The 24,653-nt window shown below is 37.7% G+C and carries 22 protein-coding genes; 18 read left to right on the top strand and 4 right to left on the bottom strand.

What is annotated here, in order from left to right:
* The first annotated feature begins 154 nt into the window (after positions 1-154).
* Positions 155-1,708 (top strand): ABC-F family ATP-binding cassette domain-containing protein, encoded by a 1,554-nt coding sequence (locus KJS44_RS07695; RefSeq protein WP_008688338.1) that lies wholly within the window; start codon positions 155-157, stop codon positions 1,706-1,708.
* Between the two features lie 70 nt (positions 1,709-1,778).
* Positions 1,779-2,645 (top strand): DUF4299 family protein, encoded by an 867-nt coding sequence (locus tag KJS44_RS07690; RefSeq protein ID WP_008688339.1) that lies wholly within the window; start codon positions 1,779-1,781, stop codon positions 2,643-2,645.
* Between the two features lie 170 nt (positions 2,646-2,815).
* Here KJS44_RS07690 and plsY read toward each other — a convergent pair whose 3' ends face one another.
* The gene (gene plsY / locus KJS44_RS07685; RefSeq protein WP_008688340.1) at positions 2,816-3,427 is read right to left on the bottom strand and encodes a glycerol-3-phosphate 1-O-acyltransferase PlsY; all 612 of its coding nucleotides are present in this window, start codon (positions 3,425-3,427) and stop codon (positions 2,816-2,818) included.
* Positions 3,428-3,642: 215 nt separating this feature from the next.
* Between plsY and parE the strand changes: the two genes are divergently transcribed.
* From parE to KJS44_RS07660, 5 genes are all read left to right on the top strand, one after another.
* A complete protein-coding gene (gene parE / locus KJS44_RS07680) occupies positions 3,643-5,577 on the top strand; it encodes a DNA topoisomerase IV subunit B (RefSeq protein ID WP_119957458.1) in 1,935 nt (644 codons plus the stop codon).
* Complete coding sequence (gene parC / locus KJS44_RS07675; protein WP_008688342.1) at positions 5,574-8,069, top strand: DNA topoisomerase IV subunit A; 2,496 nt, start codon at positions 5,574-5,576, stop codon at positions 8,067-8,069. Before parE ends, parC begins: the two co-directional genes overlap by 4 nt.
* 273 nt (positions 8,070-8,342) lie before the next feature.
* Positions 8,343-10,142, top strand: a complete 1,800-nt coding sequence (locus KJS44_RS07670) for a MutS-related protein (protein ID WP_008688343.1) — start codon at positions 8,343-8,345, stop codon at positions 10,140-10,142.
* Positions 10,139-12,307, top strand: coding sequence for a DNA topoisomerase III (locus tag KJS44_RS07665; RefSeq protein ID WP_008688344.1), 2,169 nt, complete (start codon positions 10,139-10,141; stop codon positions 12,305-12,307). The genes KJS44_RS07670 and KJS44_RS07665 overlap by 4 nt, the downstream gene beginning before the upstream one ends.
* A 21-nt stretch (positions 12,308-12,328) precedes the next feature.
* Complete coding sequence (locus KJS44_RS07660) at positions 12,329-12,697, top strand: DUF2500 domain-containing protein (protein WP_008688346.1); 369 nt, start codon at positions 12,329-12,331, stop codon at positions 12,695-12,697.
* Between the two features lie 126 nt (positions 12,698-12,823).
* On the opposite strand, the gene KJS44_RS07655 is transcribed toward KJS44_RS07660, so the two are convergent.
* The 3 genes from KJS44_RS07655 to KJS44_RS07645 all read right to left on the bottom strand — a co-directional run bounded on the left by KJS44_RS07655 (position 12,824) and on the right by KJS44_RS07645 (position 15,184).
* A complete protein-coding gene (locus KJS44_RS07655) occupies positions 12,824-13,348 on the bottom strand; it encodes an NUDIX hydrolase (RefSeq protein WP_008688349.1) in 525 nt (174 codons plus the stop codon).
* Positions 13,349-13,494: 146 nt separating this feature from the next.
* Positions 13,495-14,331 carry a GGDEF domain-containing protein gene (locus KJS44_RS07650; protein WP_008688351.1) on the bottom strand — a complete coding sequence of 279 codons (837 nt, stop codon included), beginning with the start codon at positions 14,329-14,331 and terminating at the stop codon, positions 13,495-13,497.
* A 127-nt stretch (positions 14,332-14,458) separates the two neighbouring features.
* Entirely contained in the window at positions 14,459-15,184 is a 726-nt protein-coding gene (locus tag KJS44_RS07645) for an N-acetylmuramoyl-L-alanine amidase (protein WP_008688353.1), read from the bottom strand.
* 200 nt (positions 15,185-15,384) lie between these two features.
* On the opposite strand from KJS44_RS07645, the gene KJS44_RS07640 reads away from it, so the two are divergent.
* From KJS44_RS07640 to KJS44_RS07590, 11 genes are all read left to right on the top strand, one after another.
* Positions 15,385-15,825 carry a SpoVA/SpoVAEb family sporulation membrane protein gene (locus KJS44_RS07640; protein WP_008688354.1) on the top strand — a complete coding sequence of 147 codons (441 nt, stop codon included), beginning with the start codon at positions 15,385-15,387 and terminating at the stop codon, positions 15,823-15,825.
* A 2-nt stretch (positions 15,826-15,827) separates the two neighbouring features.
* Positions 15,828-16,820 carry a stage V sporulation protein AD gene (gene spoVAD, locus KJS44_RS07635; protein ID WP_008688356.1) on the top strand — a complete coding sequence of 331 codons (993 nt, stop codon included), beginning with the start codon at positions 15,828-15,830 and terminating at the stop codon, positions 16,818-16,820.
* Position 16,821: 1 nt separating this feature from the next.
* A complete protein-coding gene (locus KJS44_RS07630) occupies positions 16,822-17,172 on the top strand; it encodes a SpoVA/SpoVAEb family sporulation membrane protein (RefSeq protein ID WP_008688358.1) in 351 nt (116 codons plus the stop codon).
* Positions 17,169-18,533: a spore germination protein gene (locus tag KJS44_RS07625; protein ID WP_008688361.1), complete on the top strand. Its 1,365-nt coding sequence runs from the start codon at positions 17,169-17,171 to the stop codon at positions 18,531-18,533. Before KJS44_RS07630 ends, KJS44_RS07625 begins: the two co-directional genes overlap by 4 nt.
* A 30-nt stretch (positions 18,534-18,563) precedes the next feature.
* Positions 18,564-18,992, top strand: a complete 429-nt coding sequence (locus KJS44_RS07620; protein ID WP_017144655.1) for a GNAT family N-acetyltransferase — start codon at positions 18,564-18,566, stop codon at positions 18,990-18,992.
* A gap of 335 nt (positions 18,993-19,327) precedes the next feature.
* Positions 19,328-20,065 carry a segregation and condensation protein A gene (locus KJS44_RS07615; protein WP_008688365.1) on the top strand — a complete coding sequence of 246 codons (738 nt, stop codon included), beginning with the start codon at positions 19,328-19,330 and terminating at the stop codon, positions 20,063-20,065.
* Positions 20,058-20,603, top strand: coding sequence for an SMC-Scp complex subunit ScpB (gene scpB / locus KJS44_RS07610; protein ID WP_008688367.1), 546 nt, complete (start codon positions 20,058-20,060; stop codon positions 20,601-20,603). Before KJS44_RS07615 ends, scpB begins: the two co-directional genes overlap by 8 nt.
* A 735-nt stretch (positions 20,604-21,338) precedes the next feature.
* Positions 21,339-22,328 (top strand): D-alanyl-D-alanine carboxypeptidase family protein, encoded by a 990-nt coding sequence (locus tag KJS44_RS07605; protein ID WP_008688369.1) that lies wholly within the window; start codon positions 21,339-21,341, stop codon positions 22,326-22,328.
* Positions 22,325-22,897, top strand: coding sequence for a spore maturation protein A (locus tag KJS44_RS07600; RefSeq protein ID WP_008978415.1), 573 nt, complete (start codon positions 22,325-22,327; stop codon positions 22,895-22,897). The genes KJS44_RS07605 and KJS44_RS07600 overlap by 4 nt, the downstream gene beginning before the upstream one ends.
* Positions 22,890-23,402: a spore maturation protein gene (locus tag KJS44_RS07595; protein WP_008688372.1), complete on the top strand. Its 513-nt coding sequence runs from the start codon at positions 22,890-22,892 to the stop codon at positions 23,400-23,402. The genes KJS44_RS07600 and KJS44_RS07595 overlap by 8 nt, the downstream gene beginning before the upstream one ends.
* Positions 23,403-23,487: 85 nt before the next feature.
* Complete coding sequence (locus KJS44_RS07590) at positions 23,488-24,615, top strand: DUF2974 domain-containing protein (protein WP_008688374.1); 1,128 nt, start codon at positions 23,488-23,490, stop codon at positions 24,613-24,615.
* Positions 24,616-24,653 lie beyond the last annotated feature (38 nt).

Below are 24,653 nucleotides of genomic sequence, written 5' to 3'. Positions count from 1 at the left end.
CCCGATCTTTTCATTAAGAAATCTAAAGAATAGCAAAATAAGACCATTCATATCAGTTTGTACATGCTTTTAAGACTTGTTGGGAAGGGGAAAAGCATGCTATACTAATCAAGCAAAAGATGTTATAGAAAGTAATGAATAATGGAGGAATGGTATGAGTATTGTGAATGTATCCCATGTATCTCATAGCTTTGGCGGGCGACAAATTTTAGAGGATGTATCATTTCGTTTGTTGAATGGAGAACATGTTGGATTAATTGGGGCAAATGGCGAAGGAAAATCAACCTTTTTGAATATCTTAACAGGCAAGCTAGTTCCTGAAGAGGGAACAGTAGAATGGTGCAATCGTATTACCGTAGGCTATTTGGATCAACATACGGTTTTAACAAAAGGGAAGAGCATACAGAATGTTTTACAGGATGCCTTTGCACATTTGTTTGATTTAGAGCAGGAAATGATGAACCTGTATGAAAAAATGAGCGATTGCAGCGATACAGAAATGGAAGCATATATGCAAGAAGTCGGTGAACTACAGGATATTTTAGAACATAGCGGTTTTTATATGATAGATACGAAGATTAATGAGGTTGCTCAAGGTCTGGGGTTAATGGATATCGGCTTAGAAAAAGATGTATCCATGTTATCTGGTGGTCAACGTTCTAAAGTCTTATTATGCAAATTATTGCTAGAAAATCCGATGATTCTAATTTTAGATGAACCAACCAATTATTTGGATGAAAATCACATACAATGGTTAACCAATTTTCTTTGCAATTATGAAAATGCCTTTATTTTAGTTTCTCATGATATACCATTCTTGAATCAGGTTGTCAATATTATCTATCATGTCGAAAATTGCGTTTTAACACGATATGTGGGGGATTATGACTATTTCCTTGAACAACATGCCTTAAAAAAACGGCAATTAGAAGCTGCTTATCGCAAGCAGCAAAAAGAAATTGAAGATCTTGAAGATTTCATTGCACGCAATAAAGCCAGGGTAGCAACTAGAAATATGGCACATTCGCGCCAGAAGAAATTAGATAAGATGGATATTATCACAAAGCCAAAAGAAAAGGTAAAACCGGTATTTGGTTTTCAACCATCACGTACCACTGGACGAATCGTTTTTGAAACAAATGCGTTGGTTATCGGTTATGGGGAACCATTATGTCGTCCATTGCATCTAAATTTTGAACGTAATAAAAAAATCGCAATCAAGGGAGTCAATGGATTAGGCAAAACGACATTGTTAAAAACTTTATTAGGGTTACTACCGCCTGTATCAGGGAATGTAGAAGTAGATCCATTTGCGGAAATTGGCTTTTTTGAGCAGGAAGAAGTCGCTACAGGTATCAGTGCATTGGACTATTTTTGGCAAGAATATCCGGCATATACAAATGGAGAAGTACGTGCTGCTTTAGCTAAATGTGGTTTAACGACAGATCATATCGAATCTGGTATGTGTGTGTTGAGCGGTGGTGAACAAGCAAAGGTACGTCTGTGTATATTGATGAATCGTCCTTGTAATGTTTTGGTACTTGATGAGCCGACCAATCATTTGGATGTTGATGCAAAGGAAGAATTAAAACGTGCGTTAAAGGAATATCATCAAAGTGTTTTATTAGTTTCTCATGATCCAGATTTTTACGAAGATCTGGTAGATGAAGTTTGGAATTTGGAAGATTGGACAACGAAAATATTATAGATCATGGAAGTGACTTATTTGATGATGCAGCTTTAGATGGAAGCATGAAAATATATGAAAGAGGGATAACATGAGTGTTGATGTATGTTTGAAACAAAAAGGATTTTTCAAAAAGGCAATTTCATTATCAGATATCACGAATGGACAGTTTGCTTATGGTACTTCGGAAAGTTGGATATTAGTTCCTGATAAAATATCAAATGATATGATCTTATATGATCCAAAGCATATTGCCAGAGGTATTTCTCTTGTTTGGGATGAAAAGGATAGCGCTTGCCTAAGATTAAGTCTGTTGTTACCTACTGTGCGCGAAGAAGTGGATATGTTTTATGATATCATTGCGCGTATTGCAAAGCTTTGGAAATTAAAAAAATATGAGCAGGATGGTGTTGAACAGAAAATTAGTGATCTTGCTGATATGAGAGAAAATATTAAGATTTTTTCCAATGAGTGCCTGCGTGATTTTTTAGCTAAGCATACGGATGGCTGTTTCTTTAGCGCCTTACATCCAATATATTATGATGAACAAGATTTGGAAGAGATGCAAATCAATTTTGCTGCTTTTCTGCATCATCGCCAAAGCAGAGATTTATATTATGCTAGACCACATATTTATCAGAAAACAGATGGCGGCTATTTGGGTGTTTATACATTAACAAACGACGTAGATTCCATTCTTCCTTTAGAACCGATTGTTCCCTTTCATATGCGTGATGCAGAAACCAATGAGGAATTAGAAGTACATGAATGGTATTTATCCATGTATCATTATGAAGAAGAACGTTTTATGGGACAGCTTCCTTATGAAACAGCTGTTAAAGTACTTCAATTAGAAGAACAGGAACGCTATGATGCCAAGACGAGAGTGTTGTATGGCAAATCAGCTGAAGAAATGCAATCCCTTATTGATGCCTATGGTATTGCTATGAAAAGATAGTTACATTTAAAAAGTGGTATTTGAGAAGTTTGTACAAATATCACTTTTTTTGACTTAAAAGTTTCGGAATGCTCAACATCATTTTCTTGTACTATCTCATGGGAAAAAGTAAAAGGTATGAGGTTTTATGAGAAAGTTATTAAAAAAACGAAACCGTGAAAAGGCTCGTTTTACAACCATGATATCTTATTTTCTGTTCCGTCGGCTATTTTTTTAATATTAGAGCGATGACGATAAATCACCAAAATCGTCAATAACCAGCTGGCAATGATAATTTCAATACTACTATCAAATTGCCTATATGTAATGTAAAGACTACTGATAAGTGCAGCCATCATGCTAGACAACGATACCATTTTACTTAGATATAAAACAACAAGGAAAAAGAGAAAAGGAATGATGACATACCAAGCACTTTGAAAGGTAAAGATAGAAGTGCTTAATAAAAAGCCAAACATGGTTGCCACTGCCTTGCCACCACGAAATCCTGCAAAAATAGGATAACAATGTCCAAATGCAGCAGCAAAACCGGCCCAAATACTAGCTTCGCGATCGAAGTATGATACAATGCCAACCGCAACGACAACTTTTAGGACATCGCAAGCAATGACAGAGATGCCTGCTTTTTTACCAAGTACACGTCCTGCATTGGTACCACCTAAATTCCCACTACCATAGTTTCTTACATCTGTTTTATAAAAGAGTTTCCCAATAATCAAAGCAAATGGCAGGGAACCAAGCAAATATCCTAATAAAATATATAAGATCCAATACATATTCATAATGTCACCTCAATAACTTTCTATATGCGTTTATTTTATCATCATTTACGTTATGAGAAAAGAAAAAGCCGAAAATTAAACGACACTTTTTAAAAAATTCGTATATAATTAGAATGTTGTTTAGTAAATACCATGAGTTTTGTTTGCGTTCAGTATGAGAATTTGATAAACTAAACAAGGTAAATTTAAGAAATAAGAGAGGAAGAGGTGATTGTATGGCAGAGAAGACATATGATGGAAGCAGCATACAGATTCTGGATGGACTTGATGCCGTACGGAAACGTCCCGGTATGTACATAGGCTCTACGGATGGTAGAGGCTTGCATCATTTGGTTTGGGAAATTGTCGATAACTCCATTGATGAAGCATTAAACGGCTTTGGAGAAACTATAAAGATAACGATTGAAAAAGATGGTGTGATCTGTGTGGAAGATGAAGGTCGCGGTATGCCGGTAGATATGCATGTGAGCGGAGTACCTACCTTACAGGTCATCCATACTGTCTTGCACGCCGGTGGTAAATTTAGCTCACAGGGTGGCTATAAGACAAGTGGTGGTTTACATGGTGTAGGTGCCAGTGTAGTAAATGCATTATGTTCTTGGATGGAAGTCAGTGTTTATCGTGATGGCAAGATCTATCAGATGCGTTTTGAAGATGGCGGCAAGAAAATCGGAAAGCTAGAAGTAATTGGGAAAACGAATAAAACTGGCAGTAAAACACGTTTTATGCCAGATAAGAAAATTTTCTCTACAACGCGTTTCTCTTTTTCACAGATTGCCGAACGTGCACAAGAAGATGCGTTCCTTTTAGAAGGTCTGCGTTTAGTGGTGAGAGATGAACGTGAAGGAAAAGAACGTGAAGAAGTCTATCATTATGAAGAAGGTCTAGTTGCTTTCATGGAATATTTACATGAAGATAAACAAACCTTCCATAAACCAGTTGCCTTTAGCGGAGAGGTGAATGGGATTAAGGTAGATTGTGCATTTCAATATACGGATGAATATCAGGAAAATATCTTTTCTTTTGTTAATATCGTGCGTACAAAGGATGGCGGTACTCATGAAACTGGAGCCCGTAATGCCTTTACAAAAGTATTCAACGATTATGCAAGAAGAAATGGCTTATTAAAAGAAAAAGAAAAGAATTTTGAAGGCAGCGATGTCCGTGAGGGATTAACGATTATTTTATCTTTAGGCATACCGGAAAATCTGCTGCAGTTTGAGGGACAGACCAAAGGTAAATTAGGAACACCAGAGGCAAAAAATGCGGTAGATTCCATTGTCAGTGAGAAATTAAACTTTTTCTTAGAAGAAAATAAAGAACTTGCGACAACCTTGATCAAAAAAATGCAGCGTGCCAGCACAGCACGTGAAGCTGCTCGTAAGGCACGTGAGGATGCTCGTAAGGGAAAATCCAAAGGGAAGAGTGAAAAGATCCTTTCCGGTAAATTGGCCAGCGCACAATCCAAGGATGCTCGCAAAAAGGAATTATACCTGGTCGAAGGTGATTCTGCCGGAGGCAGTGCGAAGCAGGGAAGAGATTCCAAATATCAGGCAATCTTACCTTTACGAGGTAAGGTATTAAATACAGAAAAAGCAAGTATTACCAATATTGAAAAGAATGAAGAGTTGAATACGATCATTCATGCCTTAGGTGCCGGTGTGGGGGCAAATTTCCATGCGGAAGATTCCAATTATCATAAAGTTATCATCATGACCGATGCCGATGATGATGGTGCACATATTCAGATTTTATTACTGACCTTCTTTTATCGTTATATGCGTGAATTGATTGAAAAAGGAATGGTATACATTGCCATGCCACCTTTATACAAATTACAAAAGGGAAAAGAAATGTGTTATGCATGGACAGATGAAGAATTAGATCAGCTGCGTAAGAACTTTCCCAAAGGCTATACATTACAGCGTTACAAAGGTCTTGGTGAGATGAATGCCGATCAGCTTTGGGATACGACCATGTGTCCGGAAACTAGAACCCTGATTCAGGTAAGCATTGAAGATGCGGTCGTGGCTGAAAAGCGCGTTTCCGTATTGATGGGAGATAAAGCAAATCTACGCCGTGACTGGATTGAGGAAAATGTTTCCTTTACCCTGGAAGATGATTACCAAGTGGAGGTGCATAACCGATGAAGAAAAAAACAGTAGAAGAAGCTGTTGATCATGCGAATGTTCTGACATCTCCTTTAGAAGAAATTATGGGGGATCGCTTTGGTCGCTATTCAAAATATATTATTCAGGAACGTGCTCTGCCAGATGCACGTGATGGCTTAAAACCTGTACAACGCAGGATTCTTTATGCTATGTTTGTGGACGGCAATACATGGGATAAGGCCTATCGAAAAAGTGCGAAGACCGTTGGTTTGGTTATTGGTAATTACCATCCTCATGGGGATTCTTCGGTATATGATGCGATGGTGCGCATGTCACAAGATTGGAAAATACGTACACCCCAGATTGATATGCAGGGGAACAATGGTTCTATTGATGATGACCCGGCAGCGGCTATGCGATATACCGAAGCGCGTTTAGGTAAGATCAGTGAATATCTGCTGCAAGATATTGATAAGGATACAGTTAGCTGGGCACCTAATTTTGATGATACAGCAATGGAACCTACCGTATTGCCTGCTCGCTATCCCAACCTTTTAGTAAATGGGATTACCGGTATCGCAGCCGGTTATGCGACCAATATTCCACCTCATAACTTAGGAGAGTGTATTGATGCCAGCATATATCGCATTCAGCATCCAGATTGCACATTGGATGATTTGATGGAATTTGTACAAGGCCCTGATTTTCCTACCGGAGGTATCGTGCAGGGATTAGATGGTATCAAAGATGCCTTTACGAGCGGTAAAGGACGTATCATGGTGCGCAGTAAGGTGTCGATAGAGCAAACAAAGACGGTACAACAGATTGTTGTGCATGAAATTCCTTATGAAGTTGTCAAAAGCAACATGGTAAAAAAGATTGATGACATTCGATTGAATAAAAAAATTGATGGTATCTTAGATGTCCGTGATGAAAGTGATCGTAATGGATTACGAGTCGTCATTGATTTGAAAAAGGATGCCGATGCCCAGCTTATTTTGAATTATTTATATAAGAATACCGATCTTCAGGTATCGTATAACTATAATGTGATTGCCATAAAGGATAAACGTCCGGTTCAAATGGGCTTGGCAGCGATGCTAGATGCTTTTATTGCCCATCGCCGTGAAGTTATTTTACGGCGCAGTGCCTTTGATCTGGATAAAAAAGAAAAACGCTGTCATATCTTAGAGGGCTTAATCAAAGCAGTATCTATTTTAGATGAAATTATCGCCTTGATTCGCTCTAGTAAAGATAAAGCAGATTCCAAAGTAAAGATCATTGAAGCATTTGGTTTTAGTGAACCACAAGCGGAAGCAATTGTCACAATGCGCCTTTATCGCTTATCAAATACCGATATCACGCAATTGCGTGAAGAATTTGCTAATTTGCAAGCGGAAATTAAAGAACTGCACGAAATTCTGGAAGATCCGAAAAAATTAAAGAAAGTGATGGTTGCGGAATTAAAAGAAGTGAAAAAAGCTTTCCCTACACCACGTTTAACAAAAATCGAACATGAAATCGAGGAAATCGTCATTGATAAGGTTGCCATGATTCCTCAAGAACAAGTCATGTTCACAATTTCTCGTGATGGTTATGTGAAACGCGTGTCGATGCGCAGTTATGGTGCAGCAAATGATGCAATGACGGGCATTAAGGAAGGCGATCATTTGATTGGTTATGGAGAAGTGAATACGTTAGATAACATCCTCTTCTTTACCTCAAAGGGTACATATGGATATGTGCCGGTCTATGAAGTTGATGATGCGAAATGGAAAGAAATTGGTTCGCATATCAATTCAAAGATTAAAATAACATCGGATGAAAAAATAACAGATGCTTTCATTGTCAAAGATTTTAAAACAAATGCGTATATGCTTTCCATTACCCGCCATGGCTTGGTCAAGAAAACCGCAATTTGTGAATATGAGGTATCACGCAACAATAAAACCATGAGCAATATGAAGCTGTTGGAAGATGATGAAGTCGTACAGACATATGTAGCATATGAAGAAGATGAGATTTTGATTGCTTCCAAAAAAGGTTATATCACACGCTATCCAATCTCTTTGATACCGGCAACTTCACCACGTTCAAAGGGTGTAAAAGCGATGAATTTGGTTGAGGATGAAATTGCGAGTGCCCTGATTTATAACAATGATAATCGCCAGCTGGTTGTCTTTAGTGATAATTGTGCATGCAAACGTATGAAGCTGACAGATATCGATGTAACAGGGCGACCTACCAAAGGCAGTATGCTATGTAAAAAAGTAAAATCCAAACCATATCACATTGCTTATATCAGTCTACATGACTTAAATGATGAAATCGTGATTGCAAATAGTGAGATCCATAAGGTGGTTTCAAAAGACATTCCACTTATGGCAAAGGATGCAACGTTCTCTGCTATGTTAAAGGGAATTACGGATTTCTATTTGTTAAAAGAACTTCCTAAAGTAGAACTTCGTGAACTACCTAAACAGGAAGAAGTGGAAGAAGAAGATTTTGAAGCTTTATCACTGTTTGAATAAAGCATAAAAAAACGATTGGATATGTAAATACGAAGATTAGCAAAAATAGAACTCATAGGGATAACACCAGAGTTCTATTTTTTTGCGTGAAAATTACGATAGTGATAATGAAATAATGAATCTTAAAGAAACCTGTGATATCCAAAGATACATCGTATTTCTAATGATCCCTGCAATTCACAAAGAACTTTTAATTTTGCAGAATAGGCAATTCCATACCATCATCACAGGGTGAATATGGTATAATGATACCTATGAGAGAGGAGTTTTATCATGGACGCCGCATATATTCAAACAAAAATAAAACAATTAACAGAACAATTTACACGGATGCAACAGCAATCGCATCAATTTTCGATTATAAGATTGCTGGAAGTAGCATTGTTTGTATTCTGCTTTTATAAGGGGTATCAAAATACAGGATGGCTATGGTATGGAGGCTGCGGCCTTGTTTTATGTATGTTTTTTCTAACTGTTTATAAACATACGGAAATAAAAAGCACGATGGAAGATACGCAGCTGTTAAAGGAAGCATATGAAGATATCGTAAAACGGAAAGGGAATGATTGGAAAAACTTCTTGGATGAGGGCAGTGATTTTCTTACTGAAAAAACTACACAGGCATACGATTTAGATATCTTTGGCAAGGCTAGCTTATTTCAGTATCTTAGCGTTGCGAAAACCGAAGAAGGCAGAGCTGCTTTAGCTGCTGCATTCAGCTGGCAATTCGTTGCTAAAGAAACGATTTTAAAACGCCAAGAAGCGGTGAAGGAGTGCGTGCAACAGGAAGCATTCACAATGGAAATGGTTCAGTTGTTAAAGTTATTTGAAAAGCATGGGCGAAAACGAAAAAAACGCCTGTTAGATAAATTTTACGCGGATTTACAAAAAGCAAGCAAACCACAATCGCTCTTAGCTCATTTGTTATCTTATGGTTTGCCTTGTATCACTTTATTAGGATTGATCGGAATGGCTTTTTTAGGTAAAAGTTATCTACTGTTTAGTGTTGGTTTTACACTATCGTTATGTGTATCACTTTTGGCTACGCTATCGCATGGCGAACAACTGGCAACAGTTGGAAAGATGCAAGAGCTGATGAAGGATTATGAACGTATGATCAAAAGAATGCAGGAAACAAGCTTTCATAGTGCGTATCTTTTAGAATTGCAGCAACGTTTACAAGATGCCAAGCAAGGCATGAACCACCTGAATATCTTATTAGGGTTTGTCCAGGCACGTAATAATTTTATTATGAATATTTTATTGAACGGTTGTTTCTTGTTAGATTTTCACTGTGCCAGAGCTTATCACAACTGGCGGCAGAAATATGGCATTCATGTAGAAACATGGCTAAAAGCGATTGGTCAGATGGAAATGCTGGTATCCCTTGCGCAATTGTCTTATGCCAAAGATACGGTGACATTTCCTACACTGCTTGTACAAGAACAGCCATCCTTTACTATGGAGGGCATGCACCATCCGTTATTACAAGAGCAGGAAGCAGTCAAAAATAACTTTGCTGCGAAAGATGGTTCTTATGTAATTACGGGTAGTAATATGTCGGGAAAGACGACGTTTTTACGAACGATTGGGATGAACATGATCTTATTACATGCCGGGGCTATGGTATGTGCAAAAACTTGTAGCTCTGCTATCGTACATGTATATACAAGTATGCGAGTACAAGATGATGTCAGTGAAGGGATTTCGACCTTTTATGCAGAAATCTTGCGCATTAAGGAAATGATGGATGCCAGCAAGACAAAAGAGCCTATGCTGGTGTTAATTGATGAAATCTTTAAAGGCACCAATAGCGCAGATCGTATTCAGTGTGCCATTCAAGCGATCAAACGATTGCATCAGCCTTGGATCATCACCATGGTGTCTACACATGATTTCGAATTATGTGACTTAGAAAACAATAAGCAAATACAGGCAAAGAATTATCATTTCTCAGAGTATTATGAAAAGGATCGTATCTGTTTTGATTATACTTTGAAACAAGGACGCTGTCAGACAACAAATGCAAAGCAATTAATGAAGCTGGCAGGCTTTTGGGAGGATGAGCAATGAAAACACTGGTATTAGCAGAAAAACCATCGGTTGGTAAAGAATTGGGGCGTGTCTTAGGTTGTACGATGGCCAAAGATGGCTATATGGAAAATAAACAATATGTGGTCACCTGGGCCTTTGGGCATCTGGTGGAGTTAGCAGATCCTAGTGAATATGATAAACGTTATGAAACTTGGGATATGCAAGATCTGCCAATGTTACCGGAAAAGATGAAGCTTAAGGTTATTTCACAAACGGCTCGTCAATACCGATTGGTGAAGACATTGTTGCAACGTAAGGATGTGACACAGATCATCATTGCGACTGATGCGGGTAGAGAAGGCGAATTGGTTGCTCGTTGGATCTTAGATAAGGCCAATTGTCATAAGCCGATGCAACGTTTATGGATATCTTCGCAGACGGATAAAGCAATTAAAGAAGGTTTTGCCCATTTGCGTCCTGCAAAGGAATTTGAGCCCTTATATAAAAGTGCGGTATGTCGGGCAGAGGCTGATTGGCTGGTTGGGTTAAATGTTACCAGAGCATTGACCTGCAAATACAATGCACAGCTGTCTGCCGGACGTGTCCAGACACCAACACTAGCGATGATTGTTGCGCGTGAAGAAGAAATTCGCCACTTTCAGCCAAAGGAATTTGCGACTATCAAAGTAGAACTGGATGGCTTTGTTATGGAATATCGAAAGCAAGGGCAGGCGGCCTTATTTGATTTGGCATTGGCCGAGCAATTGCAGCATTCCTTAGCCCATGGGAACATCACCATTGATAAAGTAGAATGCAGCAGCAAGAAGGAATTGCCGCCACAGCTTTATGATCTGACGGAATTGCAACGTGATGCTAATAAACGTTTTGGTTTTAGTGCAAAATATACGTTAAATCTCATGCAAAGCTTATATGAAACGCATAAAGTATTAACCTATCCACGGAGTGATTCTCGTTATTTATCCGCAGATATCGTTCCTACATTAAAAGAGCGTTTGCAAGCGATTGCCATTGATGCCTATGAGCCATTTGCGCATATGATCTTAAAAAAGGGAATCAAGGTAAACAAGCGTATCGTGGATGATAGCAAGGTGAGTGATCATCATGCCATCATTCCAACAGAAGAATATGTTGAGCTGCAGCGTTTGAGTCATGATGAACGTTGTATCTATGATTTGGTTATTCGCCGCTTTTTAGCGGTTTTATCCGATGTGTGCCTATATGAAAAGACACGCATTGAAGGATCTTGCAATAAACATCATTTCTTTGCGAGCGGGAAGATCATGAAGCAGGCAGGCTGGCGCAGTTTATATCAGCGTAATGATGTTTTCGATGAGGAAGAGGAAGAAGAAATACAAAGTCTGCCAATCGTAAAACAAGGGCAGAACTATGCAATACGCCAAGTCATCAAACAGAAATCATTTACAAAGCCACCGCTTCGTTATACTGAAGCAAGTTTGCTGTCAGCAATGGAACATCCTGCAAAATTTATTCATAATGCAAAATGGAAACAAGTGTTAGAAGATGCCAATGGTATCGGTACGGTAGCTACTCGTGCGGATATCATCGAAAAGCTCTTTCATGTAAATTATATTGAAAAAAGAGGCAATACCATTTATCCTTTAAGCAAGGGTATCCAATTGATCAACCTTGTTCCAGAACAATTGCGTTCGCCTTTGTTAACGGCACAATGGGAGGATAAGCTGACAAAGATCAGTCAACAGCAGTTAAAACCACAGCAGTTCATGAAAGAGATGAGAAGCTATGCGGCAAGTTTGGTAGAAGCGGTGAAACAAAGCGAAGCCAGTTATCGCCACGATAATATGACACAGAAAAAGTGTCCGGAATGTGGCAATTATTTGTTGGAAGTAAATGGGAAGCGTGGAAAACGCTTGGTTTGCAGCAATCCTGCATGCAAGTATAAACAAAATCTTACCTTAAACAGCAATGCCCGTTGTCCTAACTGTCATAAGAAATTGACGGTAGTCGGAGAAAAAGAAAAACGCTTATATACGTGTACTTGTGGTTTCCGTGAGAAATTTGATCGTTTTAATGAACAGTTGAAACAAAAAAACAATAAAGCAGGGAAGCAGGAGCTGAAAGCGTATATGCGTAAACAGGAACAGGCAGTGAAACAAGAAAAAAGTGCGTTTCAATTAGCTTGGGAAGCGGCATTAAAAAAATAGATTGGATAGGAGGAATAGCATATGTTTGAAGTGGAAGATCCAGTATTTGATATCGTACCTGCCATCATCGGGATTATATTTGTTATTGTCATTGGTATTTTTGTGGTGGCAATTGTTCGTGGTATTGCACAATGGCAGCGTAATAATCACGCAGAACAAGAAACGCATCGTGCTTGTATTGTTACAAAACGCATAGATGTAGATCATTATGGCAATGGTGATAAAGTTTCATCAAGTACAACAACTTACTACGTCACTTTTGAATTAGAAAATGGTGAGCGTAGAGAATTTCGCGTTTCTGGTAAATTGTATGGACAACTTGCGGAAAAAGATCAAGGTGAATTACAATTTCAGGGTACGCGCTTCTTAAGTTTTCAGCGTAATGTTTGATGAAGGTGAGCGTAATCACTTACCTCTTTCAAATATCCAAAAAGAAGATTGCACAACTATGTTTATAATAGTATGCAATCTTCTTTTTTAGCTATAAGGATGCTTTTTTTTTGATACTTAGTATAGTTAGGAAAAATGTATAGCGGCAAATTGTACAGCAACAATGGTTTTTCCATCTTCAATCTCTCCGGTTTCAACCATATCCAAAGCTTCTTTTATTGGTATCCATAAAACTTCAATATCTTCATCTTCATCCATAGGTGCGGGATTTTCCACCTGTGTTAACTGATCTGTCCAATACAGATATATTTTTTCATTACAAAATCCAGGAGTAGAATACAAGGTACATAGTTGATGCAATAAAGGGCTAGTAAGCCCGCTTTCTTCTTCCAATTCCCGCAAGCCACAAGTATAAGGATCTTCACCTTTTTCTAATTTACCAGCAGGTACTTCTAAGGTGTGTTTACCAATTGCGTAACGATATTGTTTTACAAAAAGGATCTTATCCTCTTTGATGGCTAAAACACCAACACCACCATGATGATGGATGATGTCGCGTTCATAGACACATCCTTTTATTTCTACTTCATCTTTTGTAACGGTAAAGATAGTACCTTCATAAAGGGTTTTCGAAGATCGTTTTTTTTGCATGATTTTCTCCAATCTCTCACACGAATGTGAGTCTATTATAATATGTAAAAAGTTGCTTTCTTATCTTTTCTCAACTACATTATACCTTTTCTTCACAAAGAAACCCATTAGAAATAGCAAAAAAGGAAACCAAAGCATTTCCTTATTTAATCCACCTGGACACAATTTTTACTATGTTTCGCTTTATAAAGCTGAATATCGGCAGCCTCTATGGCATCCATTGCCTCTTGTATTGCGGATATTCCACCAATGCTAACCGATAACTTAATGCTAGGATAATCTTGTAGACGAATATTTTCTACTGCCTTGCGAATACTTTCTAACTTTTGAATGAATCCTGTTTTATTCATATGTTGAAACAAAATCAAAAATTCATCTCCACCATATCGTATCAAAGAGTCATCTTCTACTAATAGGGAGGATATGGTCGTCACAATATTGCATAGGGAATCATCACCGGCTTTATGCCCATACGTATCGTTAATATTTTTAAAATCATCAACATCCAGCATGGCTATGGAAAACTCTTTCGATAGCCCACTTAACTGTTCTTCATAATAGCGTCGATTGTATACACCAGTTAAAGGATCCGTATACAGTTTACGGTTATAACGATTAATGGTTTCCACAAATTCATTGTTTCCATACGCAGAGAACAAAGCCTCATCCGTTATAAGCGTAACCATTTCTAATACATAGGCTATCTTATCAATTTCCGTATACATAGCTATTACATGATACACTTCATTATCAATAAATTCAAATTTTGTCATACGTCCACGATGGATAAAAGCTTTCGCTGAAATGCAATTTTCACAGCGACGTTTCTTCTTCCAGACATTGTAACAATGGTATGGATGGCCTATAAATTGCCCATCTTCAGCAAAGGTATATTCCTGCATCATGCGCACATCGACAAAACGTACGATGTCAAATACTAAATTTAATTGAGTCACTAAAGCTCTTGCTTCATCCATTGTCATATAATCACCATTTTTATATACGATACATCATAAAGAAATTATGAGCATACCACTTTGTAATATTATAGCATTTTCTTTATATGGTGTCATAGTTTTTTTACCGTTTTATAAAAAAATATATAACAAATCAGCTTTTACTAAGAGGCACATTTTTCTGAATGCTGATGGCTAATTGTTGTGCTAACTTTTGTTGCCCATCTTCGCTGCATACATAGGCTGCATCGTTTTGATCAGTAAGAAAACCATATTCAATCAGCATGGCAGGTACTGTATTGTTATCAATGACATACAGGGGAGAAGAAGCTGTTGTTTTAATGCCGCGATCATTAGTATAGGCCAATGAAGTAAGCGATGATTCTAAACGTGAAGCGATTTGTAAGATACGTTCGTTGTTGCCCTTTACATAAATTTCAAAGCCATTTGCTCCATCATTATTTTCACTTGCATTCATATGGATAGATATGTAATAGTCGGCATCTGTTTCTTGGGCAATCGCTACACGTGTAGCTAAATCATCTTTATTGTTGTTAGACCAACTTACTTCATCACTTGTACGTGTATAAACGACATGATAACCATAGGAAGATAATAATGCTCCCGTTTTTAAAGCAATCGCTAAAGTAATATCTTTTTCATAAGTACCATCGTTAGCAATACATCCTGTATCATAACCACCATGGCCACTATCTAATACGATCGTTGTCTTTATATCTTCTTTTGCATGTATCGTTTCTTCATATTGTTCTATTCCCATGATCTCCATAACAAGATGTATATCCCCTAGGGAATATAGTGTTAAACATACTACACCTGTTATTGCCAAGGCAAATAATGAAACAATTCTTTTTTTCATATCATAGCTCCTCCTTATGGTAAATAAGTCTTTGCCCTTTCATTATGATGGTAAAGATTGATTGGAAAATGGTCGTATCGTGAAGATTGACTGAAGTATTCTTGAAATGTTTAGAATGAGAATTCTTCATGGTTTCCGAATGTGCTTTATACATAATGCAAGAAACGTTGTGCATACTAGCGTTATAAAGGAGGATGCATATGAATCAGAAAAAAATAAAAGATACGGCGAAAAAACATGCGCCAAAATCACATTATGTGAAAAACGAAGTGATTGCTTTTCTCAGCGGTGGAGCTTTGGCAATCGCTGCTCAATTCGTTATGATGGCATATCAAACACTATTGGGCGTTGATGAAAAAACAGCTATTTCGATGACCGTAGTAACGGTAATCTTAATTACTGCGATTTTAACTGGTTTGGGTATTTATGATAAATTTGCCCAGGTTTGTGGAGCAGGTTTATTTATTCCTATTTCCGGGTTTGCGAATTCTTTAACTGCTTGTGCTTTAGAAGGAAAAAGTGAAGGACTAATTTATGGTATTGGATCCAATATGTTTAAGCTTGCCGGTTCTGTATTAACATATGGCATTGCCTCAGCCTTTGTATTTGGGATGATTCGTTTTATCTTATTTGGAGGATAATTATGGCAATTATTCAATTTCATGATGTCTATGTGACATCACGCTCTGCCGTAGGTGGCCCTGTTGAGGCAAAAGGTCCATTAGCAGAGCAGTTTGATAAATGTTATGAAGATACCTACTGTGGTGAAGATTGCTTTGAAAAAGCAGAACGTCGTTTATTATATGACGCAAGTGATATTGCTTTACGAAAAGCGCAGCTCCAAGTTTCTGATTTGGATGTGCTGGTAGGTGGCGATTTATTGAATCAGTTAATGAGCTCGCATTATTTTGCGAAAGATCTTCATGTACCTTTTATTGGTATGTATGCAGCATGTGCTACAAGTTCATTGGTCATTGGCACTGCGGCCATGTGGATAGAACATCATATGGCATCTCATGCAATGGCTTTTACCAGCTCACATACAGCTGCAGCAGAACGTCAATTTCGCTTTCCTAATGAATATGGCATACAGAAAAAAGATACGACAACGACAACTGTCTGTGGCGCCGGTGCTATTGTCTTAGGCACAAAGCCATCGAACATCAAAGTCACTGCTTTTGTTCCTGGTAAGATTGTTGATTGGAATCACACCGATGCGAATGATATGGGATTAGCGATGGCTCCAGCTGCTTATGATACGTTGACGACGTATTTAAAAGAGAGTAAGCAAAAGATTACCGATTTTGATCGCATTGTGACCGGTGATTTATCGCAAGTTGGCTTTGCGTTTCTAACGGACTTATTAACGCAGGAACAATATGAAATAGATAATCGGTTATCTGATTGTGGATTGATGATCTACGATAATAGTAAACAGGATGTGTTTTGTGGTGGTAGTGGTTGTGCATGCAGCATGTGTGTATCTATGAGTGATTTGTTAAATCGTTTGGAACAAGGGGAATATCATCGTATCATGGTCTTAGCAACGGGTGCTTTATTATCACCCGTCGCTGTACAACAAAAAGGAACGATTCCCTGTATTGCTCATGGCATCGTTTACGAAAGGAGTGAATGATATGGTTTTTGTCTATGCCTTTTTAGTCTGTGGCGGTATTTCATTAGCAGGACAACTTTTATATGATCATACCAAATTAACGGCCGGACATATCACTTCTTTATTTGTGGCTATCGGAGCAGCTTTGGACACCTTTGGTATTTATGATTGGCTGTTAAAGGTTGCTGGTATGGGGGCAAGTCTTCCTATTACTAGTTTTGGACATAGTTTGATTCATGGGGCATTAGCACAGGCCCAAAAAGAAGGACTGCTCGGTATTTTACTTGGCATGTTTGATTTAACTGCTGCCGGTATCACGAGTGGTATTTTGTTTGCTTTCTTTGTAGCTATTTTGTGCAAACCAAAATCATGAAGGAACAGCTACAAGCACGCCTACAACAGTTAACGATAGAGTTGTCTGATTCCTTTGATGTTGTAAAACGGCATTTGCAGATTGAAGGACATGATGCGATCTTGCTTTTTCTTTCTTCTTTATCGGATAGTCAACTGATTTCCAATCTGGTAGAAGGCTTGACGATAACGGCAACTAACCATGTGGAACTGACCTTTTATCCTGGCTCGGTGGAAAAGGTGAAGGACCCAAAAAAAGCAGTAATTAACATGCTTAGTGGGCAGTGCTTAGTATTATTGGATAGTTCTCAATATTATTTTTGCATTGAAACAAGACATTATCCATCGCGTAGCAATGCAGAACCAAGTGTTGAAAGAAGCGTGCGCGGAGCACATGATGGTTTTGTTGAAAATGTCATTTTGAATGTCGGCCTAATTCGTCGGCGCATCCGTGATCCTCGCCTTAGTGTCATTATGCATAAAGAAGGAGTAAAAACACGCACAGATGTTGCTTATGTGTATATCAAACATCTAGTAGATCCAGATGTGCTCAACGATTTTGAAACACGAATGAAACAATTGAGTGAAACAGAAATTTTAAGTGAGCGTAATTTAGTTGAACAGTTATATGGAAAAACTTTAAATCCATATCCACATGTTCGCTATACAGAACGTCCGGATATCTGTGCTATTCACTTATTGCAAGGATATTTGGTTGCCTTGGTGGATAATGCTCCGACAGCCGTTATTTTACCTACCACCTTTTTTGAACAAACGAAACAAATTGAAGAGTATACACAAACGACTATTGTCGCATCTTTTACACGTATCCTACGCCTGATTGGCATTCTGTTTTCCTTATACTTGTTGCCATTATGGATAGCCCTTGTCATAGATCAAAATCCAACCATGCTGCACTTACCTATGAAAAATGTACACTTATTTACATTTGGTTTTCAAATTATTTTGGCAGATATTGTGGTGGAATGGATACGGCAATCGCTCATCCATACACCGACGATCTTATCGAGCATCATGAGCTTTATCGCTGTTTTTGTATTAGGGGATATGGCAATAGAGCTAGGTGCCTATACCAAAGAAATTCTAATTATGGTGGCGTTGTGTAACATTGGCAATCTGTTAACTCCATCTTATGAGTTATCATTGGCTAATAAAGTATTCCGTATTTTTATTGGCGCATTAGCTTTATTCTTTGGACAAACTGGCTTCTGTTTCGGGGTATTTCTACATATTGTCGTTTTAATGTCTACGAAAACGATTAAATTTCCTTATTTATATCCATTGATACCATTCTCATATAAAGAATGTAGTCGTATCTTATTTGGTTCTCCGATTCGCGTAAATAAAGCGAGAAAAAAATAAATATGATATACTTAATTTGAGGTGAGCATGATGGAAATACGGGAAGTAATGTCAGGGGATGAAACGCCTGTATATGAATTGCTTTGTGAATTAGAAAATAAAGAGTTGAATAAGGCTTTATTTTTGAAAGGATTTGCGATGCAACGCAAGGACAGAAGTATGAAGGCATGGGTCTTAACAAATGATGAAGAAATTATTGGTTATGTATCTTTGCGGATACTCTATCATTTACATCATTGTGCCAACATCGCTATGATAGAAGAACTCATCGTCAAAAAAGATAAACAACGGCAGGGGTATGGCAGTACATTGTTTGCACAGGCGCTTGCGTTCGCAAAACAGCAGTCTTGTATACAGTTAGAACTTTCTAGCAAACAATCTCGCAAGTATGCTCATCATTTTTATAAGCAACAGGGGATGGATTGCGATCATCTTAAATTCAGTGTTAATATCAGGTGAAGAAATGATGCGATATACATGAAAATGGCTGAAATCGTTAAGTGATTTCAGCTTTTTAATCGCTATTACAAATTTTTATGTAAGGTGTAATGTGTAGGATGAAATGCTATTTTGATATATTTCCATAACCCAATTAAGACAGAAAGGGTTGCTTATCCATGATCTTATTGCTTAATTGCTAAGGATAATGGCGTTAAAAAAGAATATATTTTCATATTCATATGAAAAGTGATTTTTCACTTGCCATTCGACATAATGCCGGTAATCTAAAGCATATAAAAATATTTCTACTCATTCCGCTTTTTTTTTGATATAATTAAGCGCGAGGTGATTTCATGGCATTTACGATCATGATCGATCAGTTTGAAGGTCCTTTGGACTTAATGCTGCATCTGATCAAAGATAATAAATTGGATTTGTTTGATTTGGATATGAATATCTTAACAGATCAATATCTGCAATATTTAAATGCGATGGAATCCATGCATCTAGAAGTTGCCAGCGAGTATTTAGCTGAGTTAGCAGGACTTTTGGAGTATAAGAGTAAGAAACTATTGCCAAGGGAAAAAGTAGTGATTGAGGAAGAATATGAAGAGGATCAACGCGAAAAGCTAGTAAAACGTCTATTGGAATATCAGCGTTACAAAGAGGTAAGTGCTCAGTTTGAACAGAAATATGAAGAACGTCAGTTGATGATGAGCAAGCCGATAAGTGAAGAAACCAATAAATGGGTACATACGGTTACGGAAGCAGAAATTGATGGTAATCCTTATGATTTGATTAAGGCTATGAATCGTGTTTTAAGACGTATGGCATTATCACATCCTTTGGAAACCAGAATGACGGTGAAAGAGTTATCGCTGGATGAACGCGTCGTCCAAATTAAGAAACGGCTCCGTGATTTTGTTGGTAAAATGAGCTTTGAAGATTTATGTAGTGATTGTGACAGTTTGCATATGGTTATTGTGACCTTTTTATCAGTTTTGGATTTAATTAAACATAAAGAAATCACATTTACACTTGATGCGCAAGATGTAATTTGGATTATCAAAGGAGAAGTTGTATATGCATGAGCATTTGAAACCAATATTGGAAGGATTGTTGTTTCTGAGTGGAGATGAAGGCATAACGATGGAACAACTCTTAGATTGTCTAGAAGAAGTCAGTAAGGAAGAATTAGAAGAAACATTAGACACGATGATGAAAGCATATCTTGAGAACACACATGGTATAGAATTGGTACGCTTTGGTGGTGTATATAAATTTGTTTCAAAAGAGTCTATTCATCCATATGCGCAACGGCTATTTTCATCTACGAAAATGTCCACTTTATCTAGCGCAGCGTTAGAAACCTTGGCAATCGTGGCCTATAAGCAACCGATTACACGTGTTGAAATTGAAGAAATTCGTGGTGTCAATTGTGATATGATGGTACGTAAGTTGTTGGCGCGTAATCTGATTAAAGAATGTGGCCGAACAGATGCACCAGGTAGACCATTTCTCTATGAGGTAACAGAAGAATTTATGGATACCTTTAAGTTAGAAAGTTTAAAAGAATTGCCGGATCTTCCGGAATTCAAAGAAGAAAGAGATGAGGAATTGTTTGAATAATTTCTCTTTTTTACTGATTTTACCAATAAGCTTCCTATTTTGCCAGAAGGATTTACAGATAAAACACCTAAGTATATAGTAAAGATGTACCAAGAAAGGTATGAAAAAAAGCTTATCACAGGAAGGGTTCATGAAACTGATGAGAGATATGTCGCACATAATAAAAAAACGATCATATACAAGATCAGCGCGTAGTGGCATCCTGTAAGAGCCAAGGGAAGCCGGTAAACGACAAAACTGATGATACTTAGAACTATGGATAAGGACATATGCGAAATAAGGAAGTCAGGAGATAAGGTAGTCGCAGATAACACAGGCTGTTGAAAATAAAGCTGAATGAGTGAGTAAAGAATGAGAAAATGGAAAACGCAAAAGGCTTTGTAAGTAAACAAACAAAGTACCTTGGAGTGTCATATCAAAGGAAATCGAAGAGAAACGATGGGATATGGCATAATAGAGAAAGGAGGAGCATGCGTGGCTCCTCTTTTCATGTGGTGATTAAGAAGGGTAAGATGAATGATTTTATACATTTATGCTGTCGATTTATAATTATCATCTAAAAAAGTTAAGTTTATATTTGTGGATTAGGTATGTTGACAGCATTCTTTATAGGGTAGTTATAGCGATGATTTTTATGACTATACGACGTTTTTTCGTTTTATGTTTAGCGAATTCTATTATCTAAGAAGAGCATGAAAAGCATCTGGTTAACATATACTTCAACAGGTGATGAGAATGAAAAAACTGCTCTGCTTTTTCTTGTGCCTGATAATCAACTTAGAAACTGTGCATGGGCAATCTTATTGTGTGATGAGTGATGCAGATAATACAGTCATAGAGGAAAAGGATATGCACAAGGTGCAAAGTGTTGCTAGCATATCGAAGGTGATGACAGCGATACTTGCATTAGAAAAAGGTGATTTAAATGCAACATGGAAAACCGGGAAGGAATTAAAACAGGCATATGGTTCCATGATTTATTTAAAGGAAGGACAACAGGTATCGCTGCGCTCGTTATTATATGGATTAATGCTTAGGAGTGGTAATGATGCAGCCTTAGAAATCGCTTTGCATATTGGTAAGACACAAAAAAAATTTGTCCAGATGATGAATGAAAAGGCAAAAGAAATCGGTATGCTAGATACACATTTCGCAAATCCCAGTGGTTTAGATGAAGAAGATGGTGGCAATTTGTCCAGTGCATATGACATGGCATTGCTGATGTCTTATGCTATGAAAAACCCTGCCTTTCGTGAAATAAGCGGAACCAAGTATTATACGAGTGAATGGAACTATCGCTGGCGCAATAAAAATAAACTCTTATTTGAATATCCTTTTGCTATCGCCGGGAAAACAGGATTTACGAAGAAAGCTGGAAGGACTTTGATCAGCGCAGCGAAGCATGAAAATGTTGAAAATGTCATCGTTACGCTTGGTATGGGAGATGACTTTACTTTTCATGAGCAAAAGCACACCAAAGCTTTCGATGAGATTAAGGTAATTCCTATCCTGGCCAAAGGAAAATATGTCATAGATCATAAACAAATCTGCATACCTGAGGATATCGCTGTTACCATTACTCAAAAGGAACAAGCAAAGCTTATGGTAAGCTCGCATTTTGAAGATAAAGAATTCATTATAGAAATACGTAATGGGAACAATCAGCAAGTCTATAATTTTCCCTATAAAAAAGTAAGGGATAAGAAGGGTGGGCTTTTCTCATGAATGTCATATGGTTGTTGATTATCTGCATCACTGTTCTTTATTGCCTTTGCAATGGACGGGTGGATGTAATTAATGCGGTGTTTGTCAGCGTTGGAAAAGAAACATTTGATTTTGTTGTACCATTGTTATGTGTGACAGCATTTTGGAATGGTATGTTATATATTGCCAGAGATGCTAAAATTTTAGCGGCTTTAGAAAAATTGGCACATCCGATTTTAAAACGCTTATTTCCTGATTTAAAGAATGATGCCGAAACATTGGGATATGTTGCCAGCAATGTAATCGTGAATATGGTAGGCTTAGGTTCAGCAGCTACACCAATGGGTTTAAAAGCGATGCAAGGTATGCAACAACATAACCCCCATAAAGAAGAAGCCAGCCGTTCGATGGTAACGTTTCTGGTTTTAAATACAGCGGGCGTTACTTTATTAAGTACGACCATTATTGCCATGCGTTCCTCTTTCCATTCTTTAGATGTTACGGGATTTATGCCGTTCGCCATTCTTTCAACTTGCTTTGCCTCATTTGTAGGGCTATGCGTGGATAGGTGGTGGAATTATCGTGATTAACACTTCTTATATTCTTCCATTACTAGTTCTTTTCATCTGTGTAATCGCTTTGTTGCGTCGTGTAAATGCGTATCATTCATTTATTGAAGGTGTAAAAGATGGTATTTTTTTGTTTAGTGATATTTATCCTGCATTATTAGCAATGATGTGTGCTATTACTTTATTGCGAGAAAGTGGCTTAATGGAAGTTATTTGTAATGGGATTGCTACCTATATTGAAGGAATTCCTAAAGAGATATGGCCGATGGTCTTTTTTCGCCCGATTTCTGGTAATGCCTCTTTAGCAGTGCTTGTCGATATTTTTAAAACTTGTGGAGTTGATTCTTTACAAGGAATCATGGCGAGTATTATCCAAGGTTCTACAGATACAACATTTTATGTCATCACTTTATACTTTTCCAGTGTCGGCATTAAAAAAACAAAGAATGCATTGCCCATTGGGCTGCTTGCGGATGTTGCCGGCATTGCGATGGCGATTTTTTTAACAGTATGGTTTTTTGGCTGAGACGGCGTGAAACGCTGTCTTTTCAAAGTGACAGATAACAAAATCTTTGTTAAAATACATAGGAAGGCGGTTAGGAAGTGAGCATATGGAGAAAGATTCGATTTTCACATATTTGACATGGCGTAAAGATCTGACGATGAGGCAAGATGCTTTTCGTAATTTAGACGCATTAGCTTTTTGTTGTTTATCGTATGTTCGCTTTGATGCGTTGTTAAATGAGACAAGCGCTCCACTGTCTTTACGGCAGGTAAATGAGGCCTATCAAAAATTACACATTGACTTACAACAAGCAAGGGTAGAAAATGATAAACGTATATTATCTGAGATGGCAGAAAGCAGACGATATGGAGAGGTTAAAATCTTTCGCTATGTATCACGCTTTGATGAACAGCAACAAAAACAATTTTGTGCGATGAGCTTTTTATTGGAAACAGGAGATATATGTATTGCTTTTCGTGGTACAGACAGCACATTGGTGGGCTGGAAAGAAGATTTTAATATGAGTTTTTTACCTGTGATACCTTCACAGCACGATGCTTTGGAATACGTGGAGCAGATTAGCGAGCATTATAAGGGACGCTTATATATCTGCGGACATTCAAAAGGAGGCAATCTTGCTGTTTATGCCAGTGCCTTTGCTAATGAAGCACTGCAAGATCGTATTGCAGGGGTATACAATATGGATGGTCCTGGATTTGATAAGACAATCATAAAGCAGGCGTCTTTTCAACGCATTTTACCACGCATTTATACATATGTCCCACAATCGAGCGTTGTCGGTATGCTTTTACAGCATGAAGAAGCTTATCACGTCATACAAAGCAATCAATTGTCACTTTGGCAGCATGATCCATATTCTTGGCAATTAGAAGGTGCAGATTTCATTTATCTGCAATCTATAACGGCCTCCAGTGAACTCTTTGACCATGCTTTAAAACAGTGGCTGTCGCACATGGAAGATAGCCAGCGAGCATTGGCAGTGGATGCGATATATGATGTTTTATCACGAACCAATGCGAATACGATAAAAGATTTGTCTATTACCAACATAAAAAATATGCTGGTGATTTTAAAAGGTTTTAGTGAATTAGATGAGGATACCAGAAAGGTTCTTCAGGAAATGTTGATCAGCTTTTTTTCCAGTATGGTAAAAGTTATGGGAGATAATCTGCTGCGTATTAAACAAAATGAAAATAAAGCTTTGCAAAAATAAGGTTATCATGTAAAATAACTAGGAAGAAACGGACGGTG

Source organism: Longicatena caecimuris, assembly GCF_018406465.1.
Classification (GTDB): Bacteria; Bacillota_I; Bacilli_A; order Erysipelotrichales; family Erysipelotrichaceae; genus Longicatena; species Longicatena caecimuris.
The sequence above is the reverse complement of the archived record's forward strand: the minus strand, read 5'-3'. Positions and strand labels throughout refer to the sequence as shown.